Annotated in this window: 25 protein-coding genes and 2 tRNA genes; 12 read left to right on the top strand and 15 right to left on the bottom strand. The window is 71.8% G+C overall.

Going from position 1 to position 25,702, the window contains the following annotated elements:
• Positions 1–4: 4 nt before the first annotated feature.
• Positions 5–217 (bottom strand): hypothetical protein, encoded by a 213-nt coding sequence (locus ACGF8B_RS05575; protein ID WP_392735039.1) that lies wholly within the window; start codon positions 215–217, stop codon positions 5–7.
• Positions 218–298: 81 nt separating this feature from the next.
• Here ACGF8B_RS05575 and ACGF8B_RS05570 point away from each other — a divergent pair, with 81 nt between their 5' ends.
• Both ACGF8B_RS05570 and ACGF8B_RS05565 read left to right on the top strand, forming a co-directional pair.
• Entirely contained in the window at positions 299–1,273 is a 975-nt protein-coding gene (locus tag ACGF8B_RS05570; RefSeq protein ID WP_392735037.1) for a GlxA family transcriptional regulator, read from the top strand.
• A 114-nt stretch (positions 1,274–1,387) separates the two neighbouring features.
• Positions 1,388–3,301, top strand: coding sequence for a family 20 glycosylhydrolase (locus ACGF8B_RS05565; protein ID WP_392735035.1), 1,914 nt, complete (start codon positions 1,388–1,390; stop codon positions 3,299–3,301).
• A gap of 52 nt (positions 3,302–3,353) precedes the next feature.
• On the opposite strand, the gene ACGF8B_RS05560 is transcribed toward ACGF8B_RS05565, so the two are convergent.
• From ACGF8B_RS05560 to ACGF8B_RS05520, 9 genes are all read right to left on the bottom strand, one after another.
• Complete coding sequence (locus tag ACGF8B_RS05560) at positions 3,354–4,085, bottom strand: D-Ala-D-Ala carboxypeptidase family metallohydrolase (RefSeq protein ID WP_392735032.1); 732 nt, start codon at positions 4,083–4,085, stop codon at positions 3,354–3,356.
• Positions 4,086–4,261: 176 nt separating this feature from the next.
• On the bottom strand, positions 4,262–4,900 hold the full coding sequence (gene def, locus ACGF8B_RS05555; protein WP_392735029.1) for a peptide deformylase: 639 nt from the start codon (positions 4,898–4,900) through the stop codon (positions 4,262–4,264).
• A gap of 143 nt (positions 4,901–5,043) precedes the next feature.
• Positions 5,044–6,036 carry a hypothetical protein gene (locus tag ACGF8B_RS05550; protein ID WP_266729803.1) on the bottom strand — a complete coding sequence of 331 codons (993 nt, stop codon included), beginning with the start codon at positions 6,034–6,036 and terminating at the stop codon, positions 5,044–5,046.
• A gap of 91 nt (positions 6,037–6,127) precedes the next feature.
• Positions 6,128–7,459 (bottom strand): HD-GYP domain-containing protein, encoded by a 1,332-nt coding sequence (locus ACGF8B_RS05545; protein WP_392735028.1) that lies wholly within the window; start codon positions 7,457–7,459, stop codon positions 6,128–6,130.
• Positions 7,456–8,871: an HD-GYP domain-containing protein gene (locus ACGF8B_RS05540; protein ID WP_392735026.1), complete on the bottom strand. Its 1,416-nt coding sequence runs from the start codon at positions 8,869–8,871 to the stop codon at positions 7,456–7,458. The genes ACGF8B_RS05545 and ACGF8B_RS05540 overlap by 4 nt, the downstream gene beginning before the upstream one ends.
• 137 nt (positions 8,872–9,008) lie before the next feature.
• Entirely contained in the window at positions 9,009–9,329 is a 321-nt protein-coding gene (gene rsrA, locus ACGF8B_RS05535) for a mycothiol system anti-sigma-R factor (RefSeq protein ID WP_124716484.1), read from the bottom strand.
• On the bottom strand, positions 9,326–9,982 hold the full coding sequence (locus tag ACGF8B_RS05530) for a sigma-70 family RNA polymerase sigma factor (protein WP_266729806.1): 657 nt from the start codon (positions 9,980–9,982) through the stop codon (positions 9,326–9,328). The genes rsrA and ACGF8B_RS05530 overlap by 4 nt, the downstream gene beginning before the upstream one ends.
• 303 nt (positions 9,983–10,285) lie before the next feature.
• Entirely contained in the window at positions 10,286–10,972 is a 687-nt protein-coding gene (locus tag ACGF8B_RS05525) for an alpha/beta family hydrolase (protein ID WP_392735024.1), read from the bottom strand.
• A gap of 18 nt (positions 10,973–10,990) precedes the next feature.
• Complete coding sequence (locus ACGF8B_RS05520; RefSeq protein WP_392735022.1) at positions 10,991–11,806, bottom strand: SOS response-associated peptidase; 816 nt, start codon at positions 11,804–11,806, stop codon at positions 10,991–10,993.
• Between the two features lie 78 nt (positions 11,807–11,884).
• Between ACGF8B_RS05520 and ACGF8B_RS05515 the strand changes: the two genes are divergently transcribed.
• The 4 genes from ACGF8B_RS05515 (at position 11,885) to ACGF8B_RS05500 (ending at position 15,574) form a co-directional block, all read left to right on the top strand.
• Positions 11,885–12,598: a M50 family metallopeptidase gene (locus ACGF8B_RS05515; protein WP_392735020.1), complete on the top strand. Its 714-nt coding sequence runs from the start codon at positions 11,885–11,887 to the stop codon at positions 12,596–12,598.
• Between the two features lie 225 nt (positions 12,599–12,823).
• A complete protein-coding gene (gene aroA / locus ACGF8B_RS05510; protein ID WP_259928747.1) occupies positions 12,824–14,140 on the top strand; it encodes a 3-phosphoshikimate 1-carboxyvinyltransferase in 1,317 nt (438 codons plus the stop codon).
• Positions 14,141–14,143: 3 nt separating this feature from the next.
• Complete coding sequence (gene rsgA / locus ACGF8B_RS05505) at positions 14,144–15,160, top strand: ribosome small subunit-dependent GTPase A (protein WP_392735018.1); 1,017 nt, start codon at positions 14,144–14,146, stop codon at positions 15,158–15,160.
• Positions 15,161–15,250: 90 nt separating this feature from the next.
• Entirely contained in the window at positions 15,251–15,574 is a 324-nt protein-coding gene (locus ACGF8B_RS05500) for a multidrug efflux SMR transporter (RefSeq protein ID WP_266414540.1), read from the top strand.
• Here the strand turns inward: ACGF8B_RS05500 and ACGF8B_RS05495 are convergent.
• On the bottom strand, positions 15,504–16,214 hold the full coding sequence (locus ACGF8B_RS05495) for a TetR/AcrR family transcriptional regulator (protein WP_392735016.1): 711 nt from the start codon (positions 16,212–16,214) through the stop codon (positions 15,504–15,506). The two genes, ACGF8B_RS05500 and ACGF8B_RS05495, sit on opposite strands and share 71 nt — an antisense overlap.
• Positions 16,215–16,381: 167 nt before the next feature.
• Between ACGF8B_RS05495 and hisN the strand changes: the two genes are divergently transcribed.
• The gene (gene hisN, locus ACGF8B_RS05490; protein ID WP_266912402.1) at positions 16,382–17,182 is read left to right on the top strand and encodes a histidinol-phosphatase; all 801 of its coding nucleotides are present in this window, start codon (positions 16,382–16,384) and stop codon (positions 17,180–17,182) included.
• 233 nt (positions 17,183–17,415) lie between these two features.
• On the top strand, positions 17,416–17,820 hold the full coding sequence (locus ACGF8B_RS05485; RefSeq protein WP_392735014.1) for a cyclic nucleotide-binding/CBS domain-containing protein: 405 nt from the start codon (positions 17,416–17,418) through the stop codon (positions 17,818–17,820).
• A gap of 72 nt (positions 17,821–17,892) precedes the next feature.
• Here ACGF8B_RS05485 and ACGF8B_RS05480 read toward each other — a convergent pair whose 3' ends face one another.
• Positions 17,893–19,344 carry a catalase gene (locus tag ACGF8B_RS05480; RefSeq protein WP_392735012.1) on the bottom strand — a complete coding sequence of 484 codons (1,452 nt, stop codon included), beginning with the start codon at positions 19,342–19,344 and terminating at the stop codon, positions 17,893–17,895.
• 161 nt (positions 19,345–19,505) lie between these two features.
• Here ACGF8B_RS05480 and ACGF8B_RS05475 point away from each other — a divergent pair, with 161 nt between their 5' ends.
• The 4 genes from ACGF8B_RS05475 to ACGF8B_RS05460 all read left to right on the top strand — a co-directional run bounded on the left by ACGF8B_RS05475 (position 19,506) and on the right by ACGF8B_RS05460 (position 22,983).
• Entirely contained in the window at positions 19,506–19,925 is a 420-nt protein-coding gene (locus ACGF8B_RS05475) for a Fur family transcriptional regulator (RefSeq protein ID WP_266912408.1), read from the top strand.
• A gap of 207 nt (positions 19,926–20,132) precedes the next feature.
• Positions 20,133–20,942: an ABC transporter ATP-binding protein gene (locus ACGF8B_RS05470; RefSeq protein WP_392735010.1), complete on the top strand. Its 810-nt coding sequence runs from the start codon at positions 20,133–20,135 to the stop codon at positions 20,940–20,942.
• Positions 20,939–21,808 (top strand): ABC transporter permease, encoded by an 870-nt coding sequence (locus ACGF8B_RS05465; protein ID WP_392735008.1) that lies wholly within the window; start codon positions 20,939–20,941, stop codon positions 21,806–21,808. Before ACGF8B_RS05470 ends, ACGF8B_RS05465 begins: the two co-directional genes overlap by 4 nt.
• 32 nt (positions 21,809–21,840) lie before the next feature.
• The gene (locus ACGF8B_RS05460) at positions 21,841–22,983 is read left to right on the top strand and encodes an ABC transporter substrate-binding protein (protein WP_392735006.1); all 1,143 of its coding nucleotides are present in this window, start codon (positions 21,841–21,843) and stop codon (positions 22,981–22,983) included.
• Positions 22,984–23,064: 81 nt separating this feature from the next.
• Here the strand turns inward: ACGF8B_RS05460 and ACGF8B_RS05455 are convergent.
• The 3 genes from ACGF8B_RS05455 to ACGF8B_RS05445 form a co-directional block, all read right to left on the bottom strand.
• A tRNA-Met gene (locus ACGF8B_RS05455) sits at positions 23,065–23,138 on the bottom strand.
• A 114-nt stretch (positions 23,139–23,252) separates the two neighbouring features.
• Positions 23,253–25,373, bottom strand: a complete 2,121-nt coding sequence (locus ACGF8B_RS05450) for a tetratricopeptide repeat protein (protein ID WP_392735004.1) — start codon at positions 25,371–25,373, stop codon at positions 23,253–23,255.
• Between the two features lie 213 nt (positions 25,374–25,586).
• Positions 25,587–25,660 (bottom strand) — tRNA-Met (locus tag ACGF8B_RS05445).
• Positions 25,661–25,702: the final 42 nt, after the last annotated feature.

Here is a 25,702-nt window from a genome sequence, read left to right as displayed (position 1 = left end):
GGGCCTAGATCCTGGCCCAGCTTCCGAGGTGGGGGCGCCGCGCAGCCGTGACGGGCTGCGCGGCGCCCGTCGTTTGCGGGGGTCCGTCGCTCCGGGCCCGTTCCGCGGCCCGCAGCTCGCGGTCGATGCGGCGCTCACGGGCGAGTCCGGCGAGGGCAGGCAGCAGGACGAGGGCGATAAGTGCGGCTATGCCCAGGACGTTCGTGAATGTGTTCATGGCTCTACTCTCGCCCGCGCGGACACATTGCGGCAGTGGCAGGACTGTCATGGAACATCGAATTACTGCCACACTGTCTCCATGCTGAAAAATGTCGCCGCTCTGCTGCTCGACGAGGTCCACCCCTTCGAACTGGGCGTGCTGTGCGAGGTCTTCGGCCTCGACCGCAGTGACGTGGGCCTGCCGGTCCACGATTTCGCCGTGGTCTCCGCCGAGGGTCCGCAGCTGCGGACCCATGCCGGCTTCACCATCAGCACGCCGTACGGCCTCGACCGCCTGGAGGAGGCCGACCTCATCGCCGTACCGGCCGGCAGCCACTTCATGGACCGGGAGTACCCCGAGGAGGTCCTCGACGCGCTGCGCCGGGCCGTGGACCGGGGGGCCAGAGTCATGAGCGTCTGCTCCGGCGCGTACGTCCTCGGCGCGGCCGGGCTGCTGGACGGGCGCCGCTGCACCACCCACTGGCGCCACGCGGCGGAGCTGGCCCGCCGCTTCCCCCGGGCCGTCGTCGAACCCGACGTGCTGTACGTGGACGACGGCCAGGTCATCACCTCGGCGGGCACGGCGGCCGGGATCGACGCCTGTCTGCATCTGGTCCGGCAGGCGTACGGCCCCGACACCGCCAACGCGATCGCCCGCCGGATGGTGGTGCCGCCGCACCGGGACGGCGGCCAGGCGCAGTACATCGAGCGGCCGCTGCCCCGCACGCCCTGCGACACCGTCGGCGAGACGCTGGTCTGGATGGAGCGCCACCTCGACCAGGAGATGACCGTCGAGCGGCTCGCCGCCCAGGCCCACATGTCGCCGCGCACCTTCGCCCGCCGCTTCCAGCAGGAGACGGGCACCACTCCGTACCGCTGGTTGCTGCGCCAGCGGGTGCTGCTGGCGCAGCACCTGCTGGAGACATCCGATGAAACGGTGGACACGATCGCCGGGCGCACCGGTTTCGGCACCGCCGCCGCCCTGCGCCACCAGTTCGTACGCTCCTTGGGCACCACCCCGAACACGTATCGCCGTACCTTCCGCGGCCCGACCACGATGATCGGAGCGGCCTGACCCGCGCCCGCCAGTCACAGATCTGACGTCGGATCAATCGTCCAACCCTTCGGCACACCTGTCCATGGACCGTGACCCGGCGGAGCCCACAGGGTCGATGGCATGGACATGCAGATGACAAGACGAAGGACCATCGGGGCCGTGGTGGCCGCGCTCGCCGCCGCGCTGCTGCCCTGGCAGAGCGCTTCGGCCGGGGACACCGCCTCCGCCGCGCCCCCGCCCGAAGTACTGCCCTCGCTGCGGCAATGGCGGCCCGGGGAGGGCGAGTTCACGCTGGCCGACCGGGCCCGGATCGTGCTGGACGGGGTACGCGACAGCCGTACGACCGCCGACGCGCGCCGGTTCGCCGGTGAGCTGGCCACCGGCCGGGCCTCGGTGTCACGGGGCCCCGCGGCGGCCCGTACCGGCGACGTCGTGCTGCGCCAGGACCCGTCCCTGAAGGGCTCGCTGGGCGCGGAGGGCTACCGGCTCGACGTCGGCGACCGGGTCACCGTCACGGCCGCGACCTCCACCGGCGTCTTCTACGGCTCCCGGACCGTACTGCAACTGCTGAACGACGACGGCAGGGCCGCGCGCGGTTCGGCGACCGACGTTCCGGCCTACCGGGAGCGCGGCGTCGGCGTCTGCGCCTGCTACATCAACGTGTCGCTCCCGTGGTTCGAGCGGCTGATGAAGGACATGGCGTCCCAGAAGCTCAACCAGCTGTGGATCGAGGCCAAGGTCAGGAGCGACACCGACCCGGCGTCGGCGTTCTGGGGCTACTACACGAAGCCGCAGGTCCGCACCCTGGTCGCGCTGGCGAAGAAGTACCACGTCGAACTGGTGCCGGAGATCAACTCCCCCGGCCACATGGACACCTATCTGGAGAACCACCCGGAGCTCCAGCTCAAGGACAAGGACGGCGTCGCCTCCCCGCCCCGGCTCGACATCTCCCGGCCCGAGGCGCTCGCGTACTACACCTCGATGGTCGACGAGGCGCTGGAGGTGTGGGACACCCGTACCTGGCACATGGGTGCGGACGAGTACATGATCGGCTCCTCGTACCCGAACTATCCGCAGTTGCAGACCGCGGCGACCGCGAAGTTCGGCGCGGACGCCACCCCCGACGACCTCTTCGTCGACTTCATCAACCGGGTCGACGCGCACGTGACGGCCGGCGGCCGGTCGCTGCGGATCTGGAACGACGGTCTGGCGGGCAGGAACGGCGTGGTGCCGCTCGACCGTGACATCACCGTCGAGCACTGGCTGGGCGGTGGCGCCATCCAGAAGCCGTCCTCGCTGCTCGCCGAGGGCCGGCCGGTGATGAACTCCGCCTACGCGCTGTACCTGGTGCGCGGCGGCTACACCACGCAGACCCGGCAGCTCTACGAGAGCGACTGGACCCCGCTGCGCTTCGAGGGCGAGACCCTGCCCGCGAAGACGGCGAACCTCACCGGGGCCAAGATCAGTCTGTGGCCGGACAGCGCCGCGGCCGAGACCGAGAACGAGGTGGAGGCGAAGACCTTCATGCCGCTGCGCTTCCTGGCGCAGTCCGCCTGGGGCGGCCCGAAGCCGAGCCCGACGTACGACGGCTTCGAGGCAATGGCCCGGCGGATCGGCCACGCGCCGGGCTGGTCGAACACCGACCGCGCCCCGCTCGCCGACGGCACGTACCGGCTGACCGCCGGGGACCGGGCCCTCGCCCCCGGGGCGGACCCGGGCGTGGCCCTGGTCCGGGGCAGCACGGCCGCCTGGGAGCTGACGGCGACCGCCGACGGTTACTACACGGTGCGCTCGGCCGGCACGGGCCGGTGCCTGGACGCGGTGCGCGGCAAGAAGTACCTGGGCGCACCGCTGGAGGTGGGTGCGGAGCTGTCGCTCGGCGACTGCTCGGCGACCTCGCGCACCCAGCGCTGGCAGCTGGACCCCGGGGCCGGGGCGCTGATCCTGCGCAACGCCATCTCGCAGCTGCGGCTGACGGAGCGGGCGTCGGACGGCGCCGCGGTCCAGACGACGGCCGGTGCGCGGCTGACGGCGAAGTCCGCCTGACCGTCCCGCGCACGGGTGGGGCCCGCCGGCGCCGGCGGGCCCCACCCGTGTGTCAGATGCCGCAGTTGGGCGCGGACCAGAAGTGGCTGGGCCCCTGGTTCACATGGACGTGGTCGTTGTGGTCCGGGTAGCCAGGGCCGAGGATTCCGTTGAACCCGTGGTTGCGGGCCTGCTGGGCCAGGGTGCAGAAGGCGATCCCGCCCAGGTCGGCCGCGTCGCCGTACAGATGACGGCTGTTCGACGCCCCGCCGACCGCGCTGTTGCAGGGGGTGGAGCGGAAGCCGCTGTTGACGGTGATGGGCCGGTCACCGAGCGCGTGCCGCAGCGCCTCCAGCTTCCACATGGTGCTCAGCGCGTTGGCCTTGGCCGTTCCCGCGGCGACGGCACCACCGGCCCAGGTGCTGTTGCAGTGGTTGAGCTCGGCGTACGTGAAGTGCGCCGGGGTGCAGTCGTTGTCCTGGAGCTCGTAGATCTTGGCCTGGGTGGCCGGGCCCGCGATGCCGTCGGCGGCCAACCCGTAGGCGGCCTGGAAGCGTTTGACGGCGGCGGTGGTGGCCGGTCCGTAGGAGCCGTCGATGGCGAGTACGGAGTTGTAGCCGGGGTATCCGGCCACCCGGATCTGGAGCTGGACGACGTCGTTGCCGGTGGCACCGGGGGACATCGTGCGGGTCCAGGTGTAGCAGCCGTCGGCCTGGGCGGTGCCGGCGGTCACCACGGCACCACCCAAGGCGAAAGCCATGGTCATGACAAGACCGAGCAGGAGTCGTGCGGTTCGTCTGAGCATGTGGGGCTCCCCGCTGTGACGGAAGTGTGGTCAGAGAGCTTGTCGGACGAGTCGACGCGCGTCAACCACCCATGGATGAATGGCAGTTGACGTCCCTCGGGGAGCGAATGCGACGGGCCCGGACCCCTCGCGGGACGCGAGGAGGCCGGGCCCGTCGACAATGGCCGGGTGCGCGCTCAGTCGTTCGGCACGACCTCGTAGCGCGGCGTGTTCTCCGCCATCTGCCGCAGCGCGTCCTTGCGGTCCCGCTTCGAGAGCCGGTCGATGTACAGGTAGCCGTACAGGTGGTCCGTCTCGTGCTGGAGGCAGCGGGCGAAGTAGCCGCTGCCCCGGACCTTGACCGGGTTGCCCTTCGCGTCCTGACCGCGGACCACCGCGTAGTCCGGGCGGGCCAGCGAGGCGTACGCCGTCGGGACGGAGAGGCAGCCCTCGTTGGAGTCGTCCAGGATCCGGTCCTCGGGCGCCAGCTCTTCGAGCACCGGGTTGCAGATCGCGCCCGTGTGCCGCACACCGTCGTCGTCCGGGCAGTCGTAGACGAAGACCTTGAGGTCGACACCGATCTGGTTGGCGGCCAGGCCGACGCCCTCCGCCGTCCGCTGGCTCGCGAACATGTCGTCGATCAGCCGGCCCAGCTCGTCGCCGAACTCGGTGACGTCCTTGCACTCCGTGTGGAGCACCGGGTTGCCCACGACCGTGATCGGACGGGAGGTACCGCGCTCGCGATGTGCCTCCTCGCGCGCCTCACAGTCCTCGGTGTCCACGACGAAACCCTCGTCGTCGACGCTGATCTGCTCGTCCGTCTCCTGCTGCGCCATGTCCGCCGTACGCCTTCCTCAAAACCTGAAACCCGGCCCTGGGCCCGAAGCCCGGCCCTGCCTGAAGCCCGGCCGTCCGACGTGCTCCGGGGCACGGGCACCCGAGCACCGCGACCGGTGCCCGTACAGCCTACGGGCACCGGTCAGCAGACTTCTTCGAGATCCCGCCACTCACGGCTGTCCGGGCTGTCCGCCACCCAGCCGTCCAGCAGACCGCGCACCAGCCCGGCCGGTGCCGCTATCCCGCACTCCCGCTCGGGCACCCACAGCTCACCGGCGGTGCGGTGGCCCAGCGGGCCCGGATGCCCCGGCTCGCTGTGGTCGTGCGGGTCGAGGTGCTCGCCGTCGCCCTCGTCGCTCTCCATCCGGCTCTCCGAGCAGGCCCGGCAGAGCAGCCGTACGGAGGACGACCAGTCCTCGGCCGCGAACCCGGCGTCGGAGGCCAGCTGCTCCAGCGCGTCCCGGTCCTCCTCGGTGGCCGCTTCGAGCAGCACCACCCAGGTCGGCACCGGGGACGGCGCCCACAGCTCGATCTCGTCGAAGACGGGGTAGGAGGGCCCCGCCGCGGTGACCCGCTCGCCGTGCGGCACCCCGTCGTGCAGGACGACCTCGCCCCAGCGGCGGCCGGACGACGGCAGCGGGATGGAGAGCACCTCCATCCGGGCCGGATCGAGCCTGCGGCCCCAGACGACCTCGGCCTCGCCCTCCGGCGACAGCCGTACCGCGGCGCTGCCCAGCTCCATGCCGACCGGCTCGCTGTTGGCCGCCGAGGTGTGCTGACCGGCGCCCGGCACCTTCAGGCCGTACGCCTGCCAGGCCCGGCGGGCCAGCGGCCAGTCCTGGAGCGCGGTGGCGGCGATCCCGACGTTCCACCAGTCGGGAGCGCCGGACTCCTTGTCGAGCAGCGCGACGGCCCGCAGGCCGGCGGCTCTCGCCTGTTCCCAGTCATGCCGGAACTTGTGCAGCAGCGCCAGGTTGAACCACGACTCGGAGAGCCAGGGTTCCAGATCCGCCGCACGTGTCAGCAGTGCGCCCGCGTCCTCGTACCGGCCGTCGCCGATCAGCGTGAACGCGCGGTCCGTGGCCTGCCGCCAAGAGGCGGAGGGCCGATGCCGTACCTTCCCGAAGATCCTCACGATTCCCGCCTGTCCCGACTGGACACCCTCGTTTTCCGCTCTTCTTCGCATCCAACCATGCCGGACCGGACGCTCGCTCATTACCCATGGGTTACCCGGGCAGGACCGGGGCCGGACCGCCCCGGGCGAGGACCCTGGCCAGTGATTCCACGACTTCGGGCGAAAAGTCGTGGGCGGTACCGAGCCTGAGCTGTTCCAGCGCTCCCAGCGGCCCGATGAGACTTTCCCCGCACAGGTCGTCGTATGCGTTGACGGCCCTGACGATCCTGGCGGACAACGGCTGCTCGCGGTAGGGGTCGGCCTGCCGTTCCACGACGACGGCGACCTCGGGGTCCACCCCGGTCTGCCGGACCACCGCACCGCCGAGCAGCGCGATGCGGCGCTGCTCGGCGGCCGGCAGGGTGGCCGTCGCCCCGTCCGGGACCGGGTCGACGAGCGAGAGCTGGCCGATGTCGTGCATCAGGGCGGCGTGCTCCAGCACCGTCAGCCGGTTCCCGGAGAGCCCCAGCTCACGGCCGACGGCCCGGCAGAGCACCGCGACCCGGCGGGCGTGCCCGTGCGGGGTGTATCCGGCGATCTCGGTGGACCTGGCGAGCGAGGCGATCGTCTGCCGGTAGGTGGTGCGCACCGCGACGAACCGGCGGAACGAGACATGGGTCAGCAGCAGCGGCACGCACAGGACCGGCAGCGCCCACAGCCCGGCGACGGCCACCCCGAGGGCCATCACGACCCCGGTCGCGCAGACCGCCGATCCGATGCCGAGCAGCCCGCGCAGCTCGTCCCGCAGCAGCGGCGGATAGGGGTGGCGGGTGCGCGAGCGCAGCAGCAGGGCCGCGAGCACCGCGTCGCACAGCGCGGTCAGGACGAGGATCCCGAGCAGGACGAGCACGTAGTACGGGCCCTCGCCGGACCAGCTCGCGGTGCGGCTGCTGTTGTACAGCGGCTGGAAGCACACGGCGGCGAAGGTGACGGTCAGCACGCGGCGGGCCACCTGGTCCGGGGCGGGCCCCGTGCCACGGGCCACATGGGGCACACAGGCGACGAGGTGCGCCGCGACGAGCACGGCGACCACCTGGAGGGACCCGTGATGGGTGGGTTCGCCGCCGCTGCGACCGAGGAGGGCGTACGCGAGGGCCCCGGCGGCACCGAGCGGCGCGGGCTCCCGCTCGCCGGGCAGCGCGCCCCAGCGGGCCAGCTCGCCGACGGTGATGAGCACCCCGAAGGCAAGGGCGTGGCCGGGGTCGTGGACACCGGTCCGGAGGGTGTGGCCGAGCCCGGCGACGGCGAGCAGGGCCGCGGCCACACGGACGGTGAGGACGGCGGTCGGCAGCCGGGTCCCGCCCCCGGCTCCGGGCCCGCCTCCGGATCTGTCCACGCCGCCGGCGCCTGCACGGGTTCCGGCCCTGGCTCCGGTCCGGATCATCTTCGGCGGTCCGCGGGCGACTGCGGCGCGGACACCGGGGACTGCGGCGGCGGTACGTGGTCGAGCCCGCCGGACCGCCGCGGGCCCCCGGCCCGCGGCCCCGGGAGTCCGGGCTCGTCCGCCGCCCCGGCCGTCGTCACCGCCGACCAGCCGTGCCGTTCGAGTCCGCGCGCCAGCGCCCGGACCATCTGCGGGTCGAACTGCGTACCCGCGCAGCGCTTCAGCTCCTCCAGCGCGGCCGGCACCGGCCGCCCCCTCCGGTAGGACCGGGTCGAGGTCATCGCGTCGAAGGCGTCCGCCACCGCGACGACCCGGGCGAACTCCGGGATCTCGCGCCCGCTGAGCCCGTACGGGTAGCCGCTGCCGTCCAGGCGTTCGTGATGATGCAGGATCGCGGCCCGCGCCTCGCCAAGGAAGCCGATGCCGCGGACGATCTCGTGCCCGTACTCCGGATGCAGTTCGATCACCTGTCGTTCCTCCGGCGTGAGCGGACCGTCCTTGCGGAGCACCCGGGTCGGGACGCCCAGCTTGCCCACGTCGTGCAGGATGCCGGCGAACCGGACGACCTCCAGGCGGTCCTGGCCCATGCCCAGTTCACGGGCGATGAGGACGGAGGCCCGCCCGACCCGTTCACTGTGGCCCCGGGTGTAGGTGTCCTTGATGTCGACGGCCTGCACCAGCGCCCTGATCGTGGCGCGGTGCGCGGCGTGCTCACGGTGGTACTGGGCGAAGACCCAGCAGGAGATGTACATCGGCAGCAGGACGATCAGCGCGGACAGCGGGCCGTACGGGCCGCGCCACAGGACCGCCATCATCAGCCCCGCCAGACCGTGCACCAGATGCGGCCCCAGCGAGCGGGGCAGTAGCCCGCCCCAGGCCCGCCGCGGGGGCAGCCGTTCGGCCGCCACCAGGACGGCGCCGTCCAGCGCGGTCAGTACGAGGCTGAAGGCCAGGGCGGCGGCGCAGGCGGGCAGGATCGCGCAGGGCAGCTCGGGGAGAAGGCCGGGGCCGCCGAGCGTGGCGGTGCCGCCGAACAGTCCGTGGACGGACGAGGCGGCCCAGACCGTGAGGGCGAGCTGTGCGGCCCGCCAGACGCGCCGTGCGGTGAAGGGCGGCTGTTCGACCCGGCCGACGAGCGCTCCGGGCACCGCGACGAGTGCGGCTGCGGCGGGCGGCAGCAGGAACGCGGCGGCCAGCAGCAGGGGAAAGAACGATCCGGCACGGATCGGCACGGAGCTTCCGGAGAAGGGGCGGCGCCCGGGGAGTTCACAGGCGAGATAGAGCCCGGTGAGCAGTGCGACAGTGATCCAGGGGGCTCCCGCGCCGCCGCGCAGCGCTGGAAGCACACAGAGCAGGGCCACCAGCGCGACCGCCGCGATGAACGTGCGCGCCGCCCCGCGTGTGGCTCTCACCCGCCCGGCCCGCCCTCCGACATGGTCAATGGAGGCGCCACGCTAGCGAGTTGTGCGACCGGTCGAGCGTCAATGAGCCCGATTAGCACATTCGGGTGATTCGGTGGCGGCGGCCGGTACGGTCCGGCCGCCGGGTGTCACTCCTTGGCGGCTGTCGGCTGTCCGCTCTCGGCCGCCGTCACGTCCTGTTCGGGCACGGCCTGCCCCGAGCGGATCAGATCGATCCGGCCCATCACCTTGGACCGCAGGTCACTCGGCACGTCGTCCTGGCCGCAGCACCGCTTCACCAGCTTCTTGACGGCCTGTTCCAGGCCGTACTTCTCCAGGCACGGGGAGCACTCCTCGAAGTGCACCTCGAACTTGGTGCAGTCGCTGTCGGGCATCTCGTGGTCGAGGAACTCGTAGAGATGATCGAGGACTTCCGAGCAGTCCGTCTCGTGCGGCTCTCCGCAGCTCATGAGCCCGAGCCTTTCCGATCGTCCGACTCACCGGCACCGGCCGGGACGAGCCCGCGCTCACGGGCGTAGTCCTCCAGCATGCCGCGCAGCTGGCGGCGGCCCCGGTGCAGTCGGGACATCACCGTACCGATGGGAGTCCCCATGATGTCCGCGATCTCCTTGTAGGCAAAGCCCTCGACATCGGCCAGATACACGGCGATGCGGAACTCTTCGGGGATCGCCTGCAGAGCGGACTTCACGTCCGAGTCGGGCAGGTGGTCGAGCGCCTGCGACTCGGCGGAACGCAGACCGGTCGACATGTGCGACTCGGCGCGCGCCAGCTGCCAGTCCTCGATCTCCTCGGCGGCGCTGCGCTGGGGTTCGCGCTGCTTCTTGCGGTACGAGTTGATGAACGTATTGGTGAGGATGCGGTACATCCACGCCTTGAGGTTGGTGCCCTCACGGAACTGGTGGAAGGAGCCGTACGCCTTGGCATACGTCTCCTGGACCAGGTCCTCGGCGTCCGCGGGATTGCGCGTCATGCGCAGCGCGGCCGAGTACATCTGGTCGAGGAAACCGAGCGCGTCCCGCTCGAAGCGCGCGTTGCGCTCGGCGGACGTCTCCTGTGCGCGGCCGTCGTCGGTCCCTGTGTCGGTCCCAGTGACCGGACCCACCTCCTCCAACGCTGTGGCGGAGCCGAAACCGGACCCGCTCGAATCGGAGAATAGTCGACCTTGCTTCGAGACGGGCTGTCGATCCGATCCGCCCTGGGCCCGCTCGGGAGTGGTCCTGGCCGCATGCAGCACCGTCCACTCCAGGTCAGCGGCGTTCGAGCGGCGCGGGCAGATGGTCGAACCCATGCGACGGACTCCCTCTCCACGTACGACGTTGATGTACCGATGACACCGACAACAGTGGCCCCTCGCCCAACATTCCCGGGGCGTACATCACACGAGGACGGACAGCCGTCATGCGCGTCACACGAGGGCGGACAGCCATCCGGTCACCGCGCCGGTGAGGATCTCCATCGCCTCGTCCTGGCTCGGCCCGGCCTTCTTCGGGACGGCGAACCCGTGGTCGGCGTACGGAACTTCGGTCAGTCCGTACTCTCCCGGAGGGAATTCGGCGGGCCGCCCGAACGGATCGTGGCCGCCCTGCACGACGAGCGCCGGCACTCCGGCGCCGAGCAGTTCGTCCGCACGGGACTTCTCCGGCCTGCCCGGTGGGTGCAGCGGGAAGCTCAGCGCGAGCACGGCGTGGGCGCCGAGCTCCGCGGCGGTCCGGCAGGCCACCCGGGCCCCGGCGCTCCGCCCGCCCGCGACGACGGGCAGCCCGGCGGCGGTGAGCGCGGGCCACAGCCCCCGCCACCCGGTGTCCAGGGTCTTCGGGGCGGGCGCGAGCCGCTTCCCGGCGACCCGCCACGGCTGCTCCACCAGGGCGACGGTCACCCCGTGGGCGGGCAGCACGGCGGCCAGGGCCCGCAGGTCGCGGGCCTCGATGCCGCCGCCCGCACCATGGCCGAGGGCGAGCACCAGGCGGGCGCCCGCCGCCTTCGTCGTACCGGCCGCCGGGAACCAGGTGATCCTGGCCGGTCCGGCATCGGTGTCGGCAGTTTCGGCGGTCCCGGCCCCGCGGCCCGTCTCTTCAGTGGTCACGCGCCCCATCTTCCCCCCGCAGGGAGCTCAGAAGAGGGTGCCCACCTCCGGCGCGGCCAGTTCTTCCAGCAGTTCGGGCCCGTTGTTGCGGACGTTGCTGACGGCCGTGGCCACCGGGTAGGCCCGCATCAGCCCGCCCGGCGGCGGGGCGAGCAGCGCCTTCAGCTCCTCGACGTCGGTGCGGGACGGGTCGAGCCAGTCGTCCCAGCGGTCCGGCGTCAGCATCAGCGGCATCCGGGGGTGGATGTCGGCGAGCGCAGCCGGGCCGTCCGCGGGGGCGACGGCGAGCGGGGTGGTCTCCGCCTCGGTGGTGATCACCGTGCACGTCACCCACCAGGCCATCGGGTGGTCGTCGGGCAGGGTCCGGTCGCGCCAGAACTCGTACAGCCCGGCCATCGCGAAGACCGACCCGTCGGCGGGGGTCACGAAGTACGGCTGTTTGCGCGGGCGCTTCTTCCTCCCCTTCTCCTCCAGCTGCCGTTCGTCCGCGCCGGTGACCCACTCGTAATAGCCGTCGGCGGGCAGGATGCAGCGCCGGGAGACGAAGGGACGGCGGAAGGACGGCTTCTCGTGGACGGTCTCCGCGCGGGCGTTGATCATCCGCGCCGCCCCCTCCGGGGACTTCGCCCAGGACGGCACGAGTCCCCATTTCAGGGCGCGCATCTGGCGAACCGGACGCTGGTCGTCTGCGTCTTTCACAGGACGCTCCAGTACGGCGTAGACCTCCTTGGTGGGCGCCACGTTCCAATCGGGCGCCAGGGCCTCGGCCGGCTCCCACTTCTCGACCTGGAAGAGTCCGGTCAGGTCCTCGGGCCGCCGACTCGCTGAATACCGTCCGCACATGAGTGCCAGACTGCCACGACCGCCACACCGGCAGGACGCCGATACCGCAAGCCGACACCGCAAGGAGCCGCCCGCGCCATGGACAGCACCGAACTGGGCAATCTGTGGGACCGCGTGTTCGGCACCCAGCCCGCCCCCGAGCAGTGGCTGGTGGTGGTGACCGGCACGCTCGCGCTGATCGCCGTCGTGCCGAACCCGCTCTGGCGGCTGACCCGCAACGCGATCACCATCGCGCACGAGGGCGGCCACGGGCTGATCGCGCTGCTCACCGGCCGGCAGCTGTCCGGCATCCGGCTGCACTCGGACACCAGCGGCCTGACCGTCAGCCGTGGCAGACCGACCGGCATCGGCATGGTCCTCACCGCGGCCGCCGGCTACACCGCCCCGCCGCTGCTGGGGCTGGGCGGCGCGTGGCTGCTGGTCGACGGCCGGATCACGCTGCTGCTGTGGGTGGCCACCGCCCTGCTCGCGGCGATGCTGGTGATGATCCGCAACGTCTACGGGGCGCTGACGGTGATCCTCACCGGTTCGGCGTTCCTGCTGGTGTCCTGGCTGGCCTCACCCGCCTGGCAGTCGCTGTTCGCGTACACCGTGGTCTGGTTCCTGCTGCTCGGCGGCGTGCGCCCGGCCTTCGAGCTCCAGTCCAAGCGGCGGCACGGTGGAGCGCCGGACTCGGACGCGGACCAGTTGTCGCGGCTGACGGACGTACCGGCCGCGCTCTGGCTCTTCCTCTTCCACGCGGTGTCGCTCTGCTCGCTGATCGGCGGCGGGCGCTGGCTGCTCGGCATGTGAGACATACGGGGCGCGCGGCGGCCCGCGACGGCTCCGACCGCCCGCGTCGGGACCGTCGGGACCGCCCGGCAGCCGGGGGTGGACGAAGGAGCGACGCCGGGTGCGTGCGCCTGCGGGGCGGGCCGGGCACGGCGGAGCCGGGGTGGCAGACGGCAACGCCACGGATGCCCGCACCCGGTCCCGCGACGCCACTCCCCGATTGCCGGGCGGTCTAAAGTGAGATCCATGACCGAAAGCTCCGTGCACCCCGCTCTCTGGCCCGCCCCGCATGCAACCGGGGCGGTCGACGCGACCGTCACCGTGCCCGGATCGAAGTCGGTCACCAATCGCGCGCTGGTGCTCGCCGCGCTCGCCGCCGAGCCCGGCTGGCTGCGCCGCCCGCTGCGCTCCCGCGACACCCTGCTGATGGCCGAGGCGCTGCGTTCGATGGGCGTCGGCATCGAGGAGGGCGTCGGTCCGGACGGCTCCGGCGAGGCCTGGCGGGTCATCCCGGCCGGGCTGCACGGCCCCACCACCGTCGACGTCGGCAACGCCGGCACGGTCATGCGCTTCCTGCCGCCGGTCGCGGCCCTGGCCGACGGCCCGGTCCGCTTCGACGGCGACCCGCGTTCGTACGAGCGCCCGCTGACCGGGGTGATCGACGCGCTGCGGGTGCTCGGTGCCCGGATCGACGACGAAGGACGCGGCTCGCTCCCGATGACCGTGCACGGCAGCGGTGCGCTGGACGGCGGCCCGGTGGCGATCGACGCCTCCTCGTCCTCCCAGTTCGTCTCGGCGCTGCTGCTGTCGGCGCCGCGCTTCAACCAGGGGGTGGAGGTGCGTCACACCGGCGCCCGGCTCCCCTCCATGCCGCACATCCGGATGACCGTCGACATGCTGCGGGCGGTCGGCGCGCAGGTCGACGAGCCGGAGACGGGCGGCGAGCCGAACGTCTGGCGGGTCTCCCACTCCGCCCTGCTCGGCCGTGACCTGACCATCGAGCCCGACCTCTCCAACGCCCAGCCCTTCCTCGCGGCCGCGCTGGTCACCGGCGGCCGGGTCACCGTCCCGGACTGGCCCGAGCGCACCACCCAGCCCGGCGACGCGCTGCGGGAGATCTTCACCGCGATGGGCGGCAGCTGCGAGCTGACCGAGCGCGGTCTCACCTTCACCGGTTCGGGCCGGATCCACGGCATCGACGTCGATCTCGGCGAGGTCGGCGAGCTGACGCCGGGCATCGCGGCGGTCGCGGCCCTGGCCGATTCGCCGTCCACCCTGAGCGGGGTAGCCCACCTGCGGCTGCACGAGACGGACCGGCTGGCCGCGCTCACCAAGGAGATCAACGAGCTGGGCGGCGACGTCACCGAGACCGCCGACGGCCTCCACATCCGGCCCCGTCCGCTGCACGGCGGTACCTTCCATACGTACGACGACCACCGGATGGCGACCGCGGGGTCGATCATCGGCCTTGCCGTACCCGGAGTGGAGATCGAGAACGTGGCGACGACCGCCAAGACCCTGCCGGACTTCCCGCAGATGTGGACCGGAATGCTCGGGGCCTGAGACATGCGCCGCTACGGCAAGAACCCCGACGAGGACGACATCCGGTTCCGCCCCAACCCGAAGGGCAACCGGCCTCGCACCCATACCCGCCCGAAGCACGAGGACGCCGAGGAGGGCATGGTCCTCACCGTCGACCGGGGCCGCCTCACCTGTCTCGTCGACGGTCGTACGGTCATGGCGATGAAGGCCCGTGAGCTGGGCCGGAAGGCCGCCGTGGTGGGTGACACCGTCTCCATCGTCGGTGATCTCTCCGGCGACAAGGACACCCTCGCGCGCATCGTCCGCATCGGTACGCGCCGCTCGGTACTGCGCCGGACGGCGGACGACGACGATCCGTTCGAGCGGGTGGTCGTGGCCAACGCGGACCAGCTGGCGATCGTGACCGCCCTGGCCGATCCGGAGCCCCGGCCCAGGATGATCGACCGCTGCCTGGTCGCGGCGTACGACGGCGGGCTCTCCCCGCTCCTCGTCCTCACCAAGTCCGACCTGGCCTCCCCGGACAAGCTGCTGGAGGCGTACACCCCGCTGGGTGTTCCGTTCATCGTGACCAGCCGCGAGGAGCTGGAGAACGGCGACGCGGCGGAGCGGGTCCGCGAGCAGCTGAACGACCGGGTCACCGCCTTCGTCGGACACTCCGGCGTCGGCAAGACCACGCTGGTCAACGCGCTGGTGCCGAAGGACCGCCGGCGTACGACGGGCGTGGTCAACGCGGTCACCGGGCGCGGCCGGCACACCACCACATCGGCGCTGGCGCTGCCGCTGCCGGACTACCGGGGCTGGGTGATCGACACCCCCGGTGTGCGCTCCTTCGGGCTCAACCACATCGACCCGTCCCGGGTGATCCACGCGTTCCCGGACCTGGAGCCGGGCACCGAGGAGTGCCCGCGCGGCTGCACCCACGACAGCCAGGCACCGGAATGCGCCCTGGCCGCCTGGGTGGCGGACGGCCACGCCGATCCGGCCCGGCTGGACTCGCTGCACCGGTTGCTCTCCACCCGGGAGCGGCGCGAAGGCGACTGACCGGGACACGTTTGCGATCTGCTGTCACCGGTAAATGCATAATCACATTCAGTGTGGCAAGGCGGTCACCGACGTGGGAGGGCACTGACGATGGCGTGGCTGCTGGTCGTGGTCGCAGGACTTCTGGAGACCGGCTTCGCCGTCTGTCTGAAACTCTCGCACGGCTTCACCCGGCTCTGGCCGACCATCGCGTTCTGCGTCTTCGCCCTCGGCAGCTTCGGCCTGCTGACGATGTCGCTGAAGAAGCTCGACGTGGGCCCCGCCTATGCCGTGTGGACGGGCATCGGCGCGGCGGGCACCGCGATCTACGGCATGGTCTTCCTCGACGACGTGGTCTCCACGCTCAAGCTGGTGTCGATCTCCCTGGTGATCCTCGGGGTGATCGGGCTCCAGCTGTCGGGCTCGTCCCACTGACCGCGTCCGGCGCCCGCGCCACCACGTGGCGCACCAGCGGCGCCGGCTCTCCCCCGGTTCCCGACGGGGCGGGCACCAGCGCGTAGCTCAGGGCGAGCCGCAGCGCGATCTCGCAGGTCATGGCGAGGGCCTCCGGGTCGTGCGGCGGCCCTTCGCCGTCGAGGGCGGCCACCGCGCGCTCGCTGTCGAGGGCGGCCACCGCGCGTTCGCCGGCCCGGCGGAGCAGTTCGGCGGGGGTCGGCGGGCCGGGATCGGCGCTCCGGGGGCCGGGCAACGGGTCCGGGCAGCCGGCCACGAGGGGGCCCGGGCGGGGTAACCGCTCGTTCCAGCAGCCGGTGAGCAACGCCTTGACCAGCACGTTCGTCCGTACGGCCCGGACGGTCCAGGCGGCGGTGGCGGCCAGCCTGTCCGCTGTACCGCCGGCCGTTCCCAGCGCGCGCTCGACCCCGGCCAGATAGCCGTCGACGGCGTCCCGCACCAGGGCGCGGGCCAGGCCGTCCTTGCCGCCGAACTCGTTGTGGAGGGTCTGCCGGGAGACCCCGGCGGCGGAGGCCACGTCGACCATGCGCACCGACGTCCAGGGCAGGGTCGCCAGCGCCGAGAGGGCGGCGTCCAGCAGTACTTCCCGCGCTGTGGGCATCGTCGCCTCCCGCGCCGAGGGCTCCGCGTCCCAGCGTCGGCGCGGCCCCGGGGACTGTCAATGGTCCGCGTGGGTCCCGGCACGTGCGGCTCCCGGGGCGTGCGGCTCCTGGGCGTGCGGCTCCCGGGCGTGTGGCTCTGTTCACCTTCGGTCGATACTGTGACGGCATGCCCGATTACCACGATGATCTGCGCCTTGCCCATGTACTGGCGGACGCCGCCGACGCGGCGACGATGGACCGGTTCAAGGCCCTCGACCTCAAGGTCGAGACCAAGCCGGACATGACTCCGGTGAGCGAGGCCGACAAGGCCGCCGAGGAACTGATCCGCGGCCACCTCCATCGGGCCCGCCCGCGTGACGCGATTCTGGGCGAGGAGTTCGGTATTGAGGGAACCGGCCCGCGCCGCTGGGTCATCGACCCGATCGACGGCACCAAGAACTACGTGCGCGGCGTGCCCGTCTGGGCGACGCTGATCTCGCTGATGGAGGCCGGTGAGGACGGGTTCCAGCCGGTGGTCGGCGTGGTGTCGGCCCCCGCGCTGAACCGGCGCTGGTGGGCGGCCAAGGGCGCCGGCGCGTACACCGGCCGCAGTCTGACCTCCGCGACCCGGCTCCAGGTGTCGAAGGTGGAGCGGATCGCGGACTCCTCGTTCGCGTACGCCTCGCTGAGCGGCTGGGAGGAGCAGGGCCGCCTCGACGGGTTCCTGGACCTGACCCGGGCCTGCTGGCGCACTCGCGGGTACGGGGACTTCTGGCCGTACATGATGGTCGCCGAGGGCTCGGTGGACATCTGCGCGGAGCCGGAGCTCTCGCTCTGGGACATGGCCGCCAACGCGATCGTCGTCCAGGAGGCGGGCGGGAAGTTCACCAGCCTGGACGGGGTCTCCGGCCCCGGCGGCGGCAACGCGGCGGCCTCGAACGGACTGCTCCACCACGAGCTGCTCGGCTATCTGAACCAGCGCTACTGAGCCTGCGTTACTGAGCCGGCGCCACTGAGCCTGCGTTACTGAGCCGGTGCCACTGAACCGGCTCGCACGCCGGGATCGTGTTCCCCCCGGGGGCGTCGCGCGCCGTCGCGCTCCTGGGGGAGCTTCGTCCCCCCTTGTTCCGTCCCCGTATCGGTGCAACTCTGAGAGTCCCCCCGCTTGTGAATTTGTGAATCGACTCACACGGTCGTTTCACCAAGGAGGTGGCTCCCTTCATGCTCGTCCGTGACGCCATGAGCACGCTGGTCCTCACCATCGGGCCCGCCCATACGCTCCGCCAGGCCGCCCGGCTGATGTCGGTCCGCCATGTCGGGGCCGCGGTCGTACTCGACCAGGACGACAGCGGGCTCGGCATCCTCACCGAACGCGACGTACTCGACGCGGTCGGCTCCGGACAGGATCCGGACGTCGAGACCGTCGCCGGCCACACCACCACCGATGTGGTCTTCGCCGCGCCCACCTGGACCCTGGAGGAGGCCGCGGCGGCCATGACACACGGCGGGTTCCGGCATCTGATCGTGCTGGACGGCCACGGCCCCGTGGGCATCGTCTCCGTCCGCGACATCCTGCGCTGCTGGGCGCCCACCCGGCGCCGCCACCACGCCGAGCTCATCGGCTGAGCCCCCCGAACGACCGGTGGGCCGGCCTCCCCGGAGGAGAGACCGGCCCACCGCCGACGGCAGCCGTCCGGATCAGCCGCGAAGGGCCTGGACCGCGGCCTCCAGACGCTTGCCGAAGTCGCCGTCCGCCTGGCGGAAGTTGTTGATCGCGCGCTCGGCGATGTCGTCGCGCGAGACCTTGGCGATGAACCCGGCGAGGTTGTCGATCAGCCGGGCCTTCTCGTCCTCGGAGTAGAGCCGGTAGAGGTTTCCGGCCTGTACGAAGTCGTTGTCCTCGGCGTGGCTCGGGGCCGCGTGCGTGGCGACCTCGCCGGTGACGGTGGTGGGCTCCCACAGCGGGCGGTCGGTCTGGGCAGGACCGCCGAAGCTGTTCGGCTCGTAGTTCTTCGCGCCCTTGTGGCGGCCGTCGTACAGGTAGCCGTCCCGGCTGTTGGTACGCGCCTCGGTGGCGTGCGGGCGGTTCACCGGCAGGTGGTCGGCGTTGATGCCGACGCGGTAGCGGTGGGCGTCGCCGTACGCGAAGAGTCGGCCCTGGAGCATCTTGTCGGGGGACGGGCCGATGCCCGGTACGAAGTGCGCGGGGCTGAAGATCGACTGCTCGGTCTCCGCGAAGATGTTCTCCGGGTTCCGGTTGAGCTCCAGCTTCCCGATCTCGATCGGCGGGTAGTCCTCGTGCGGCCACACCTTGGTCAGGTCGAACGGGTTGAAGCGGTACGTGGCCGCCTCGGCCGCCGGCATGATCTGGACCTGCACCGTCCAGGACGGGAAGTCGCCGCGCTCGATCGCCTCGCGCAGATCGCGCTGGTGGCTGTCCGGGTCCTCACCCGCGAGCTTGTTGGCCTCGGCCTGGGTGAGGTTCTTGATGCCCTGGTCGGTCTTGAAGTGGTACTTGACCCAGAAGACCTCGCCGGCCTCGTTGTTCCACTGGTACGTGTGCGAGCCGTAGCCGTTCATGTGACGCAGGGTGGCCGGGATGCCCCGGTCGCCGAAGAGCCAGGTCACCTGGTGGGTGGACTCGGGCGACAGACCCCAGAAGTCCCAGACGTTGTCCGCCTCCTGCGAGCCGGTGTACGGGTCGCGCTTCTGGGTGTGGATGAAGTCGGGGAACTTGATGGCGTCCTTGATGAAGAACACCGGGGTGTTGTTGCCGACGAGGTCGTAGTTGCCCTCTTCGGTGTAGAACTTCAGCGCGAAACCGCGGGGGTCGCGCACCGCGTCGGCCGAGCCGAGGTTGCCCGCGACGGTCGAGAAGCGCAGGAAGGTCTCGGTCTGCTTGCCGACCTCGGAGAGGAACTTGGCCCGGGTCCACTGCGAGACGTCACGGGTCAGTGTGAACGTGCCGTACGCGCCGGCGCCGCGGGCGTGCACGATGCGCTCCGGAATGCGCTCGCGGTTGAAATGCGCGAGCTTCTCCAGCAGCGACTGGTCCTGCACCAGGACGGGACCGCCGACGCCCGCGGTCTGGCTGTTCTGGTTGTCGGCGACCGGCGCGCCGGCCTCCGTGGTGAGCGGTCCCTGCGTCACGTGCGCCTCCTGCGTCGTTCCTGCACATTCGTCTTGAACTGCACAGCCTGTCCCTTGGCGTATGCCGGTGCCGATCCTACAATGGACTTAGTCCAAGTCAAGCGAACATCCAAAGTCACACCCGTTCGGGACCTGGTCCCACCACTGTTAGGCTTGTTTCTATGAGTGACCTGTTGGAACGACTTCGCGGACGCGGCTGGCGCATGACTGCGCAGCGGCGCGTCGTGGCCGAGGTCCTCGACGGGGACCATGTGCACCTGACGGCCGACGAGGTCCACGCCCGGGCCGTGGCCAAGCTGCCCGAGATCTCCCGCGCCACCGTCTACAACACCCTCGGCGAGATGGTGACGCTCGGCGAGGTCATCGAGGTCTCCACGGACCGCCGCGCCAAGCGGTACGACCCGAACGCGCACCGGCCCCACCACCACCTGGTCTGCGCGAGCTGCGGCACGATCCGCGACGTGCACCCGGCCGGCGACCCCATGGCGGACCTGCCGAGCGACGAGCGCTTCGGCTTCACGGTCTCCGGCGTCGAGGTGACCTACCGCGGCATCTGCCCGAACTGCGCGGCGACGGGCTGAGCCGAGCCGCTCCTCACGACGAAGGCCCCGGTGCGAGCGTCATTCGCGCCGGGGCCTTTCGCGTGATCCCGCACGCAGGGCGACACACCTCCCCGCCACCGGCATGTGCGCACCCCCTTCCCGAATCTGACGGGTAGTCATATCGTCTGCGGCGATCACGTCCGCCCCGCGGCGGATCCGCACCTCGATACGCCCGAGGAGAGACCCGTGGGAGATCCGCACCCGACCCCACCCGCCACCGCAGCCACCCGTCCCAAACTCCACGCCGAAGCGCTCACCCGCTCGTTCGGGCGCGGCGCCAAGGCCCTGTCCGCCCTCGGTCCGCTCGATCTCTCCGTCGCGCCGGGCGAGTTCACCTGCGTCGTCGGCCCGTCCGGATGCGGCAAGTCCACCCTGCTCAGGATCGCCGCCGGGCTGCTCCGCCCCAGCTCCGGCGAGCTGTCCATCCGTACGGCCTCGCCCCGTCCGGCGGCGATGATCTTCCAGGACTACGGCATCTACGACTGGAAGACCGTGCTCGCCAATGTCCGGTTCGGTCTCGACATCCAGCGCACGCCACGCAAGGAGGCCGACGCCAGGGCCCGCGACTGGCTGGCCCGGATGGGGCTCTCCGACTTCGCGGGGGCGTACCCGGCCGCCCTCTCCGGCGGAATGCGGCAGCGGGTCGCGATCGCCCGCGCCCTCGCCGTCGAACCCGAGATCCTGCTGATGGACGAGCCGTTCGCGGCGCTCGACGCCCAGCTGCGCACCATCCTCCAGGACGAGCTGCTCGACCTCACCCAGACCACCCGTACCACCACCCTCTTCATCACCCACAGCCTCGAAGAGGCGATCGTGCTCGGGGACAGGGTGCTGGTGATGTCCGCCAGACCGGGGCGGATCATCGCCGAGCGCCGCCCGCCGTTCGGCCGGCCGCGCACCGGCACGGTCCGGTCGGCACCCGAATTCACCTCGCTGAAGAGCGAGTTGTGGGAACTCCTGCGTGGCGAGGTGCACCGGGAGGCGGTCCCGGCATGACCGTCACCGTGAACACGACGAAGCCCGACGAGGGCCTTCTGATCCGCAGGCCGGGCCCGCAGGAGCTGCGTCCGGCACGCACCCACCGCAGGCGCCGCGCCCTGGAGATCACGCTCGCCGTCGCCGTGCCGCTGCTCCTCGTGCTGCTCTGGCAGCTGGCCGCCGCGCAGTCCTGGATCGACGCCCGGGTCTACCCCGCCCCCTCCACCATCCTGGCGGACGGCCTGGACCGGGCGGGCGCCGGTGAACTGTGGCCGGACGTATGGGCCACGCTCAAGCGGGTCCTCGGCGGCTATGCGATCGGCACCGTCGCGGGATACGCGCTCGGGCTGCTGATGGGCTCGCTCTCCCTCGTACGGGCGGCTCTGGAACCGTTGCTCGACGCCCTGTACGTCGTGCCGAAGCTGGCCCTGCTGCCCGTCTTCCTCAACATGTTCGGCCTCGGCGAAGGGCCACAGATCGCCCTGGTCGCCGCGACCGTCTTCTTCTTCGTCTGGATCTCCACCATGGCGGCCGTGCTCGCCGTCCCGGCCGGGCACCGTGACGCCGGTCAGGTCTTCGGCGCCTCGCCCTGGCAGATGTTCCGCCATGTCCTGCTGCCCGCCTCGCTGCCCGCGGTACTGGTCGGGGCACGGATCGCGGCGGGAGTGGCGGTGCTCGTCATCGTCGCCTCCGAACAGATCGCCGCGGCCGACGGTCTCGGCCATCTGATCTTCGACTCCCGGGCACTGTTCCAGAACGACGTGATGTTCGTCGGCATCGTGTGCGTGGCCGTCCTCGGTGTCGTCTTCTCCGAAGTGGTGCGGATCGCCGGACGGCTGCTCACGCCGTGGGCCCCGCGCGACCGCGGCCGCGGCCGGTCCTGAACGGCTCCCCACGCTCTTCGTACGGAGGCACTGTGCGTATCCACACCCGCATCACCCGCACCGTCGTGCTCGTCACGGCATCCCTGCTCGGCGCCGCGGGCTGCGCCGGGCACGACTCCGGCGGCGACACCACCGCCGCCGCGCCGCGCGCCGTGAAACCCGTCGCGGGCTGCGGCACCGGGAGCTGGACCGACCCGGCCGACCTCGCCCCCGACCGGAAGGCGGCCCGCTGCGACAAGGGCGCCCCGGCGGCCCGGCCCCTGGCCGGGAAACGGAAGATCACCGTGGCCACCGGCACCCTGAGCGCGGAGTACGTCGCTCCGCTCCAGGTCGCGGTGGCGAAGGGCGAGTTCGCGAAGGAGGGCCTGGACGTCGAACTGAAGGTGCTGCCCACCCCGGACGCCCTGCCGCTGCTCGCCAGGGGCGACGTGGACGCCCAGTGGGCGGCCCCCGAGGCAGCCGTGATGAACGGCGTCAACGGCGGCTTCGACATCAAGTGGGTCGCGGGGAACTTCTCCCCCGACCCCACCTCCAAGAGCGGCCTGTGGGTGCGCCTCAAGGACGGCGAGAGCGCCGATCACGTCGAGATGGCGGGCCGGAAGCTGGGCACCATGATCGGCAAGGGCTCGGTCATCGCGTACCCGATGGACACCTCCCTGAAGAAGCACGGCGGCGGCCTCGACCGGATCAGTTTCCAGCAGCTCGGCTCCGCGGACGTGCTGACCGCACTGCAGAACGGCGGCGTGGACTCGGCCTGGCTGCTCGACCCGATCTGGCGCAAGGTGGACGGCGACAAGAAGTACGCGTTCCTGGGCGGCCAGCCCGTCGGCGAACCGCTCGGCGGCCTGCTCTTCGGTCCGACGCTGCTGAACGAGGACCCGGACGCGGGCGTCGCCTTCCTCCGCGCCTACATCCGGACGGTGAACACCTACTTCGCCGGCGACTACAAGTCCGATCCCGGCTTCGTGACCGAGCTGGCGAAACTGATGAAGACCGACGAGGCCACGCTGCGGTCGACCCCGTCGATGCGGATGGACTGGGAGATACGCAAGGGCACGACGGACCGGCTGCAGGAGGCGTACGCCGACTCGGGAGTGTCGAAGGGGGCCCCGGTGCCGGAGGCGAAGGCCGTGGACCGGGCGATGTATTCGGAGGCCGTGGGCCACAAGCTCTGACTCGCGCACAGCGCGTGCGCGGAAGACCGACGCATGCACAGAAGGCCGGATCCTCGAAAGGATCCGGCCTTCTGTCTTCAGTAGCGGGGACAGGATTTGAACCTGCGACCTCTGGGTTATGAGCCCAGCGAGCTACCGAGCTGCTCCACCCCGCGTCGTTGTGTTTAGAACTGTACGTCACCGCTGCCGACCAGCGCAAATCCGTTCCGGCGCCCCACGGGGGCGGGCACCGGGGCGCCGCTCGCACGACGCCCCGGACCGCTCGCGTCCTACGCGGTCAGCTCCTGGTGCAGCGCCTCCCGCAGCCGGGCAGCCCGTTCGGCGACCTCCGCCGGGCCCAGCTCCACCGCGCGCGCACACCAGCGCTGCCCCTCGGCCAGCTCGCCGCGGCGGGCGGCCAGCAGGGCGAGGCGCAGGGCGGCGCGGCCGTGCCCGTCGTTCGCCGCGCGGCTCCACCACAGGGCGGCCTCGCGCTCGCTGCCCTCCCGGGCGAGCAGCAGCCCGAGGTTGAAGGCGCCGTTGCGGCTGCCGGACTCGGCGGCCTCGCGGTACCAGCGGGCGGCGCTGTCCACGTCGCCGCGGGCCGCCGCGAGCATCCCGACCCGCACCTGGGCACGGCGGTGGCCCTGCTCGGCGGCCCGCTCGTACCACTCCTCGCACTCGGTCTTCTCCGGCATCGGCTCGCCGAGCGCCGGGGGGCCGGGCGGCGGCTGCCGCGAGTCCAGCACTCCGGCCAGCCGGAAGGCCGCCTCGGCGCTGCCGCCACCGGCCGCGCAGCGCAGATGACGCTCCGCCTCCTGCTCCTCGCCGTGGTGCAGCAGGGCCATGCCGACCTGGAGGGCGGCCTCGGTGTGCCCGGCCGCCGCGGCGCGCTCGTACCAGACGAACGCCATGCGGTCCTCGTCGCGCCCGGCGTACAGGATGCCGAGGTTGAACGCCGCGTCCACGCTGCCCGCCTCGGCCGCCTTGGAGAACCAGGGCTCGGCGCCGGTCGCGTCGCCCGCCTGGAGCAGGAGCACGGCGAGCGCGTTGGCGGCCTCACGGTGGCCCGCGTAGGCGGCCCGGCGGTACCACTGCTCGGCCTGCGGCGTACGGTCCTGGGCCGCGCAGAGCAGGCCGAGGTTGTAGGCGCCGTTGACGTCGCCCGCGTCCATGGCCGCGCGGTACCAGCGCTCGGCGGTCTGCTGCTCACCGCGGGCCGCGTGCAGGGCGCCCAGGGCGTTGGCGGCGTTCCCGTCGCCGTCCTGGGCGGCACGCAGCCACCACACGGCGGCGCTCTCCTCGTCGCCCGCGTCGCGCAGCAGGAAGCCGAGCGCACAGGCGGCGCGCGCCTCGCCCGCCTTCGCGGAGATGAGGTACCAGCGGCCGGCCTCCTTGGGCTCGCCGCGCTGTTCGAGGATGGCGCCGAGGTGCAGGGCGGCACGCCGGTGGCCGCGCGCGGCGGCCTGCCGGTACCACTGCTCGGCCTCCCCCACCCGCCCGGTCGCCGGACCCGCCACCGGGCCGTCGTCCTTGCGCGCCGCGGGCCGTTCGCTCCCCCCGGAGCGGTCGCCCGCGCCGGGGCCCAGCCCCGGGCGGCCGAAGGCGTCGTGCGGGTCGTCGCCGGCGTTGCGGTCCAGCATGCGCGCGAGGCGGTACGCGGCCTCCCGGTGCCCCTGCTCGGCGGCGGCGCGCAGCCAGCGCTCCGCGCCGACGTCGCTGCGGTGTTCCAGCAGGTCGGCCAGGGCGTACGCGCCCAGCGCGTGGCCCTGCTCGGCGGACTGCCTCAGCCAGTACTCGGCGCCGGGCTCGTCGCCCCGTTCGCGGTAGTGGCGGCCCAGCGCGTGCGCGGCGGCGGCGGACCCCGCGACGGCGGCGATGCGCCACCAGCCGGCCGCGTCGTCGGTGTATCCGCGCTGGTGGAGCAGGACACCCAGGTTGTTGGCCGCGGCCCGGTCGCCGTCCGCGGTGGCGCCCCGCAGATAGGGTTCGGCGCCGTCCAGGTCGCCGCGGCGCAGCAGCAGCGCGCCGAGAACGCTCATCGACGCGGTGTCCCCGGCGTCGGCGGCGCGACGGTGACGCGCCTCGCTCTCGGCGCTCTCCGGGCTCTCGGTGCCACCGGGAGTCTCCGTGGCCCCGACGATCCCGGTGGTCCGCTCGGCCCCGGCGCTTCCCGTGCTCTCTGTGAACTCCGTGCTCTCGACGGTCGCGGCACACCCCGCAGTCTCGGCTGTCTCGGTCGCCTTGATGATCTCAGGCGTCTCGGGTGTCTCAGGTGTGGCGGTGGTCTCGTTGTTCTCGGTGGCGGCAACGCCAAAAGCCGTATTCATCGCGTTGTCCGGACGATCAACGCGACGCTGTACAAACCGCCCTGTCTCCAACAGAGTTGCCCTGTCCCCCATAAATACCATCGTCGCACCGCCTGCCACCCGCGTACACCTGGTATAGCGCGGCCAGTTAGGTCACTTCAGCGTTTTGTCGACATGCCCACAGAGAGATAAGTCAAACACGTCCGGAGCCAACTCGTGCCCCGCGAACCGCACTTCACGCACCCTGCACAAGAAAGTCGCCGTGACACGACGAAGGCCCGGATCCTCGAAAGGATCCGGGCCTTGGTCTTTCAGTAGCGGGGACAGGATTTGAACCTGCGACCTCTGGGTTATGAGCCCAGCGAGCTACCGAGCTGCTCCACCCCGCGTCGTTGTGGTGAAACCGTACCACGACGCGGAGGTGAGCCTTT

Source organism: Streptomyces sp. NPDC047917, from assembly GCF_043204345.1.
Classification (GTDB): domain Bacteria; phylum Actinomycetota; class Actinomycetes; order Streptomycetales; family Streptomycetaceae; genus Streptomyces; species Streptomyces sanglieri.
Note: the sequence above shows the minus strand (reverse complement) of the source record. Positions and strands in the feature narration are given on the sequence as shown.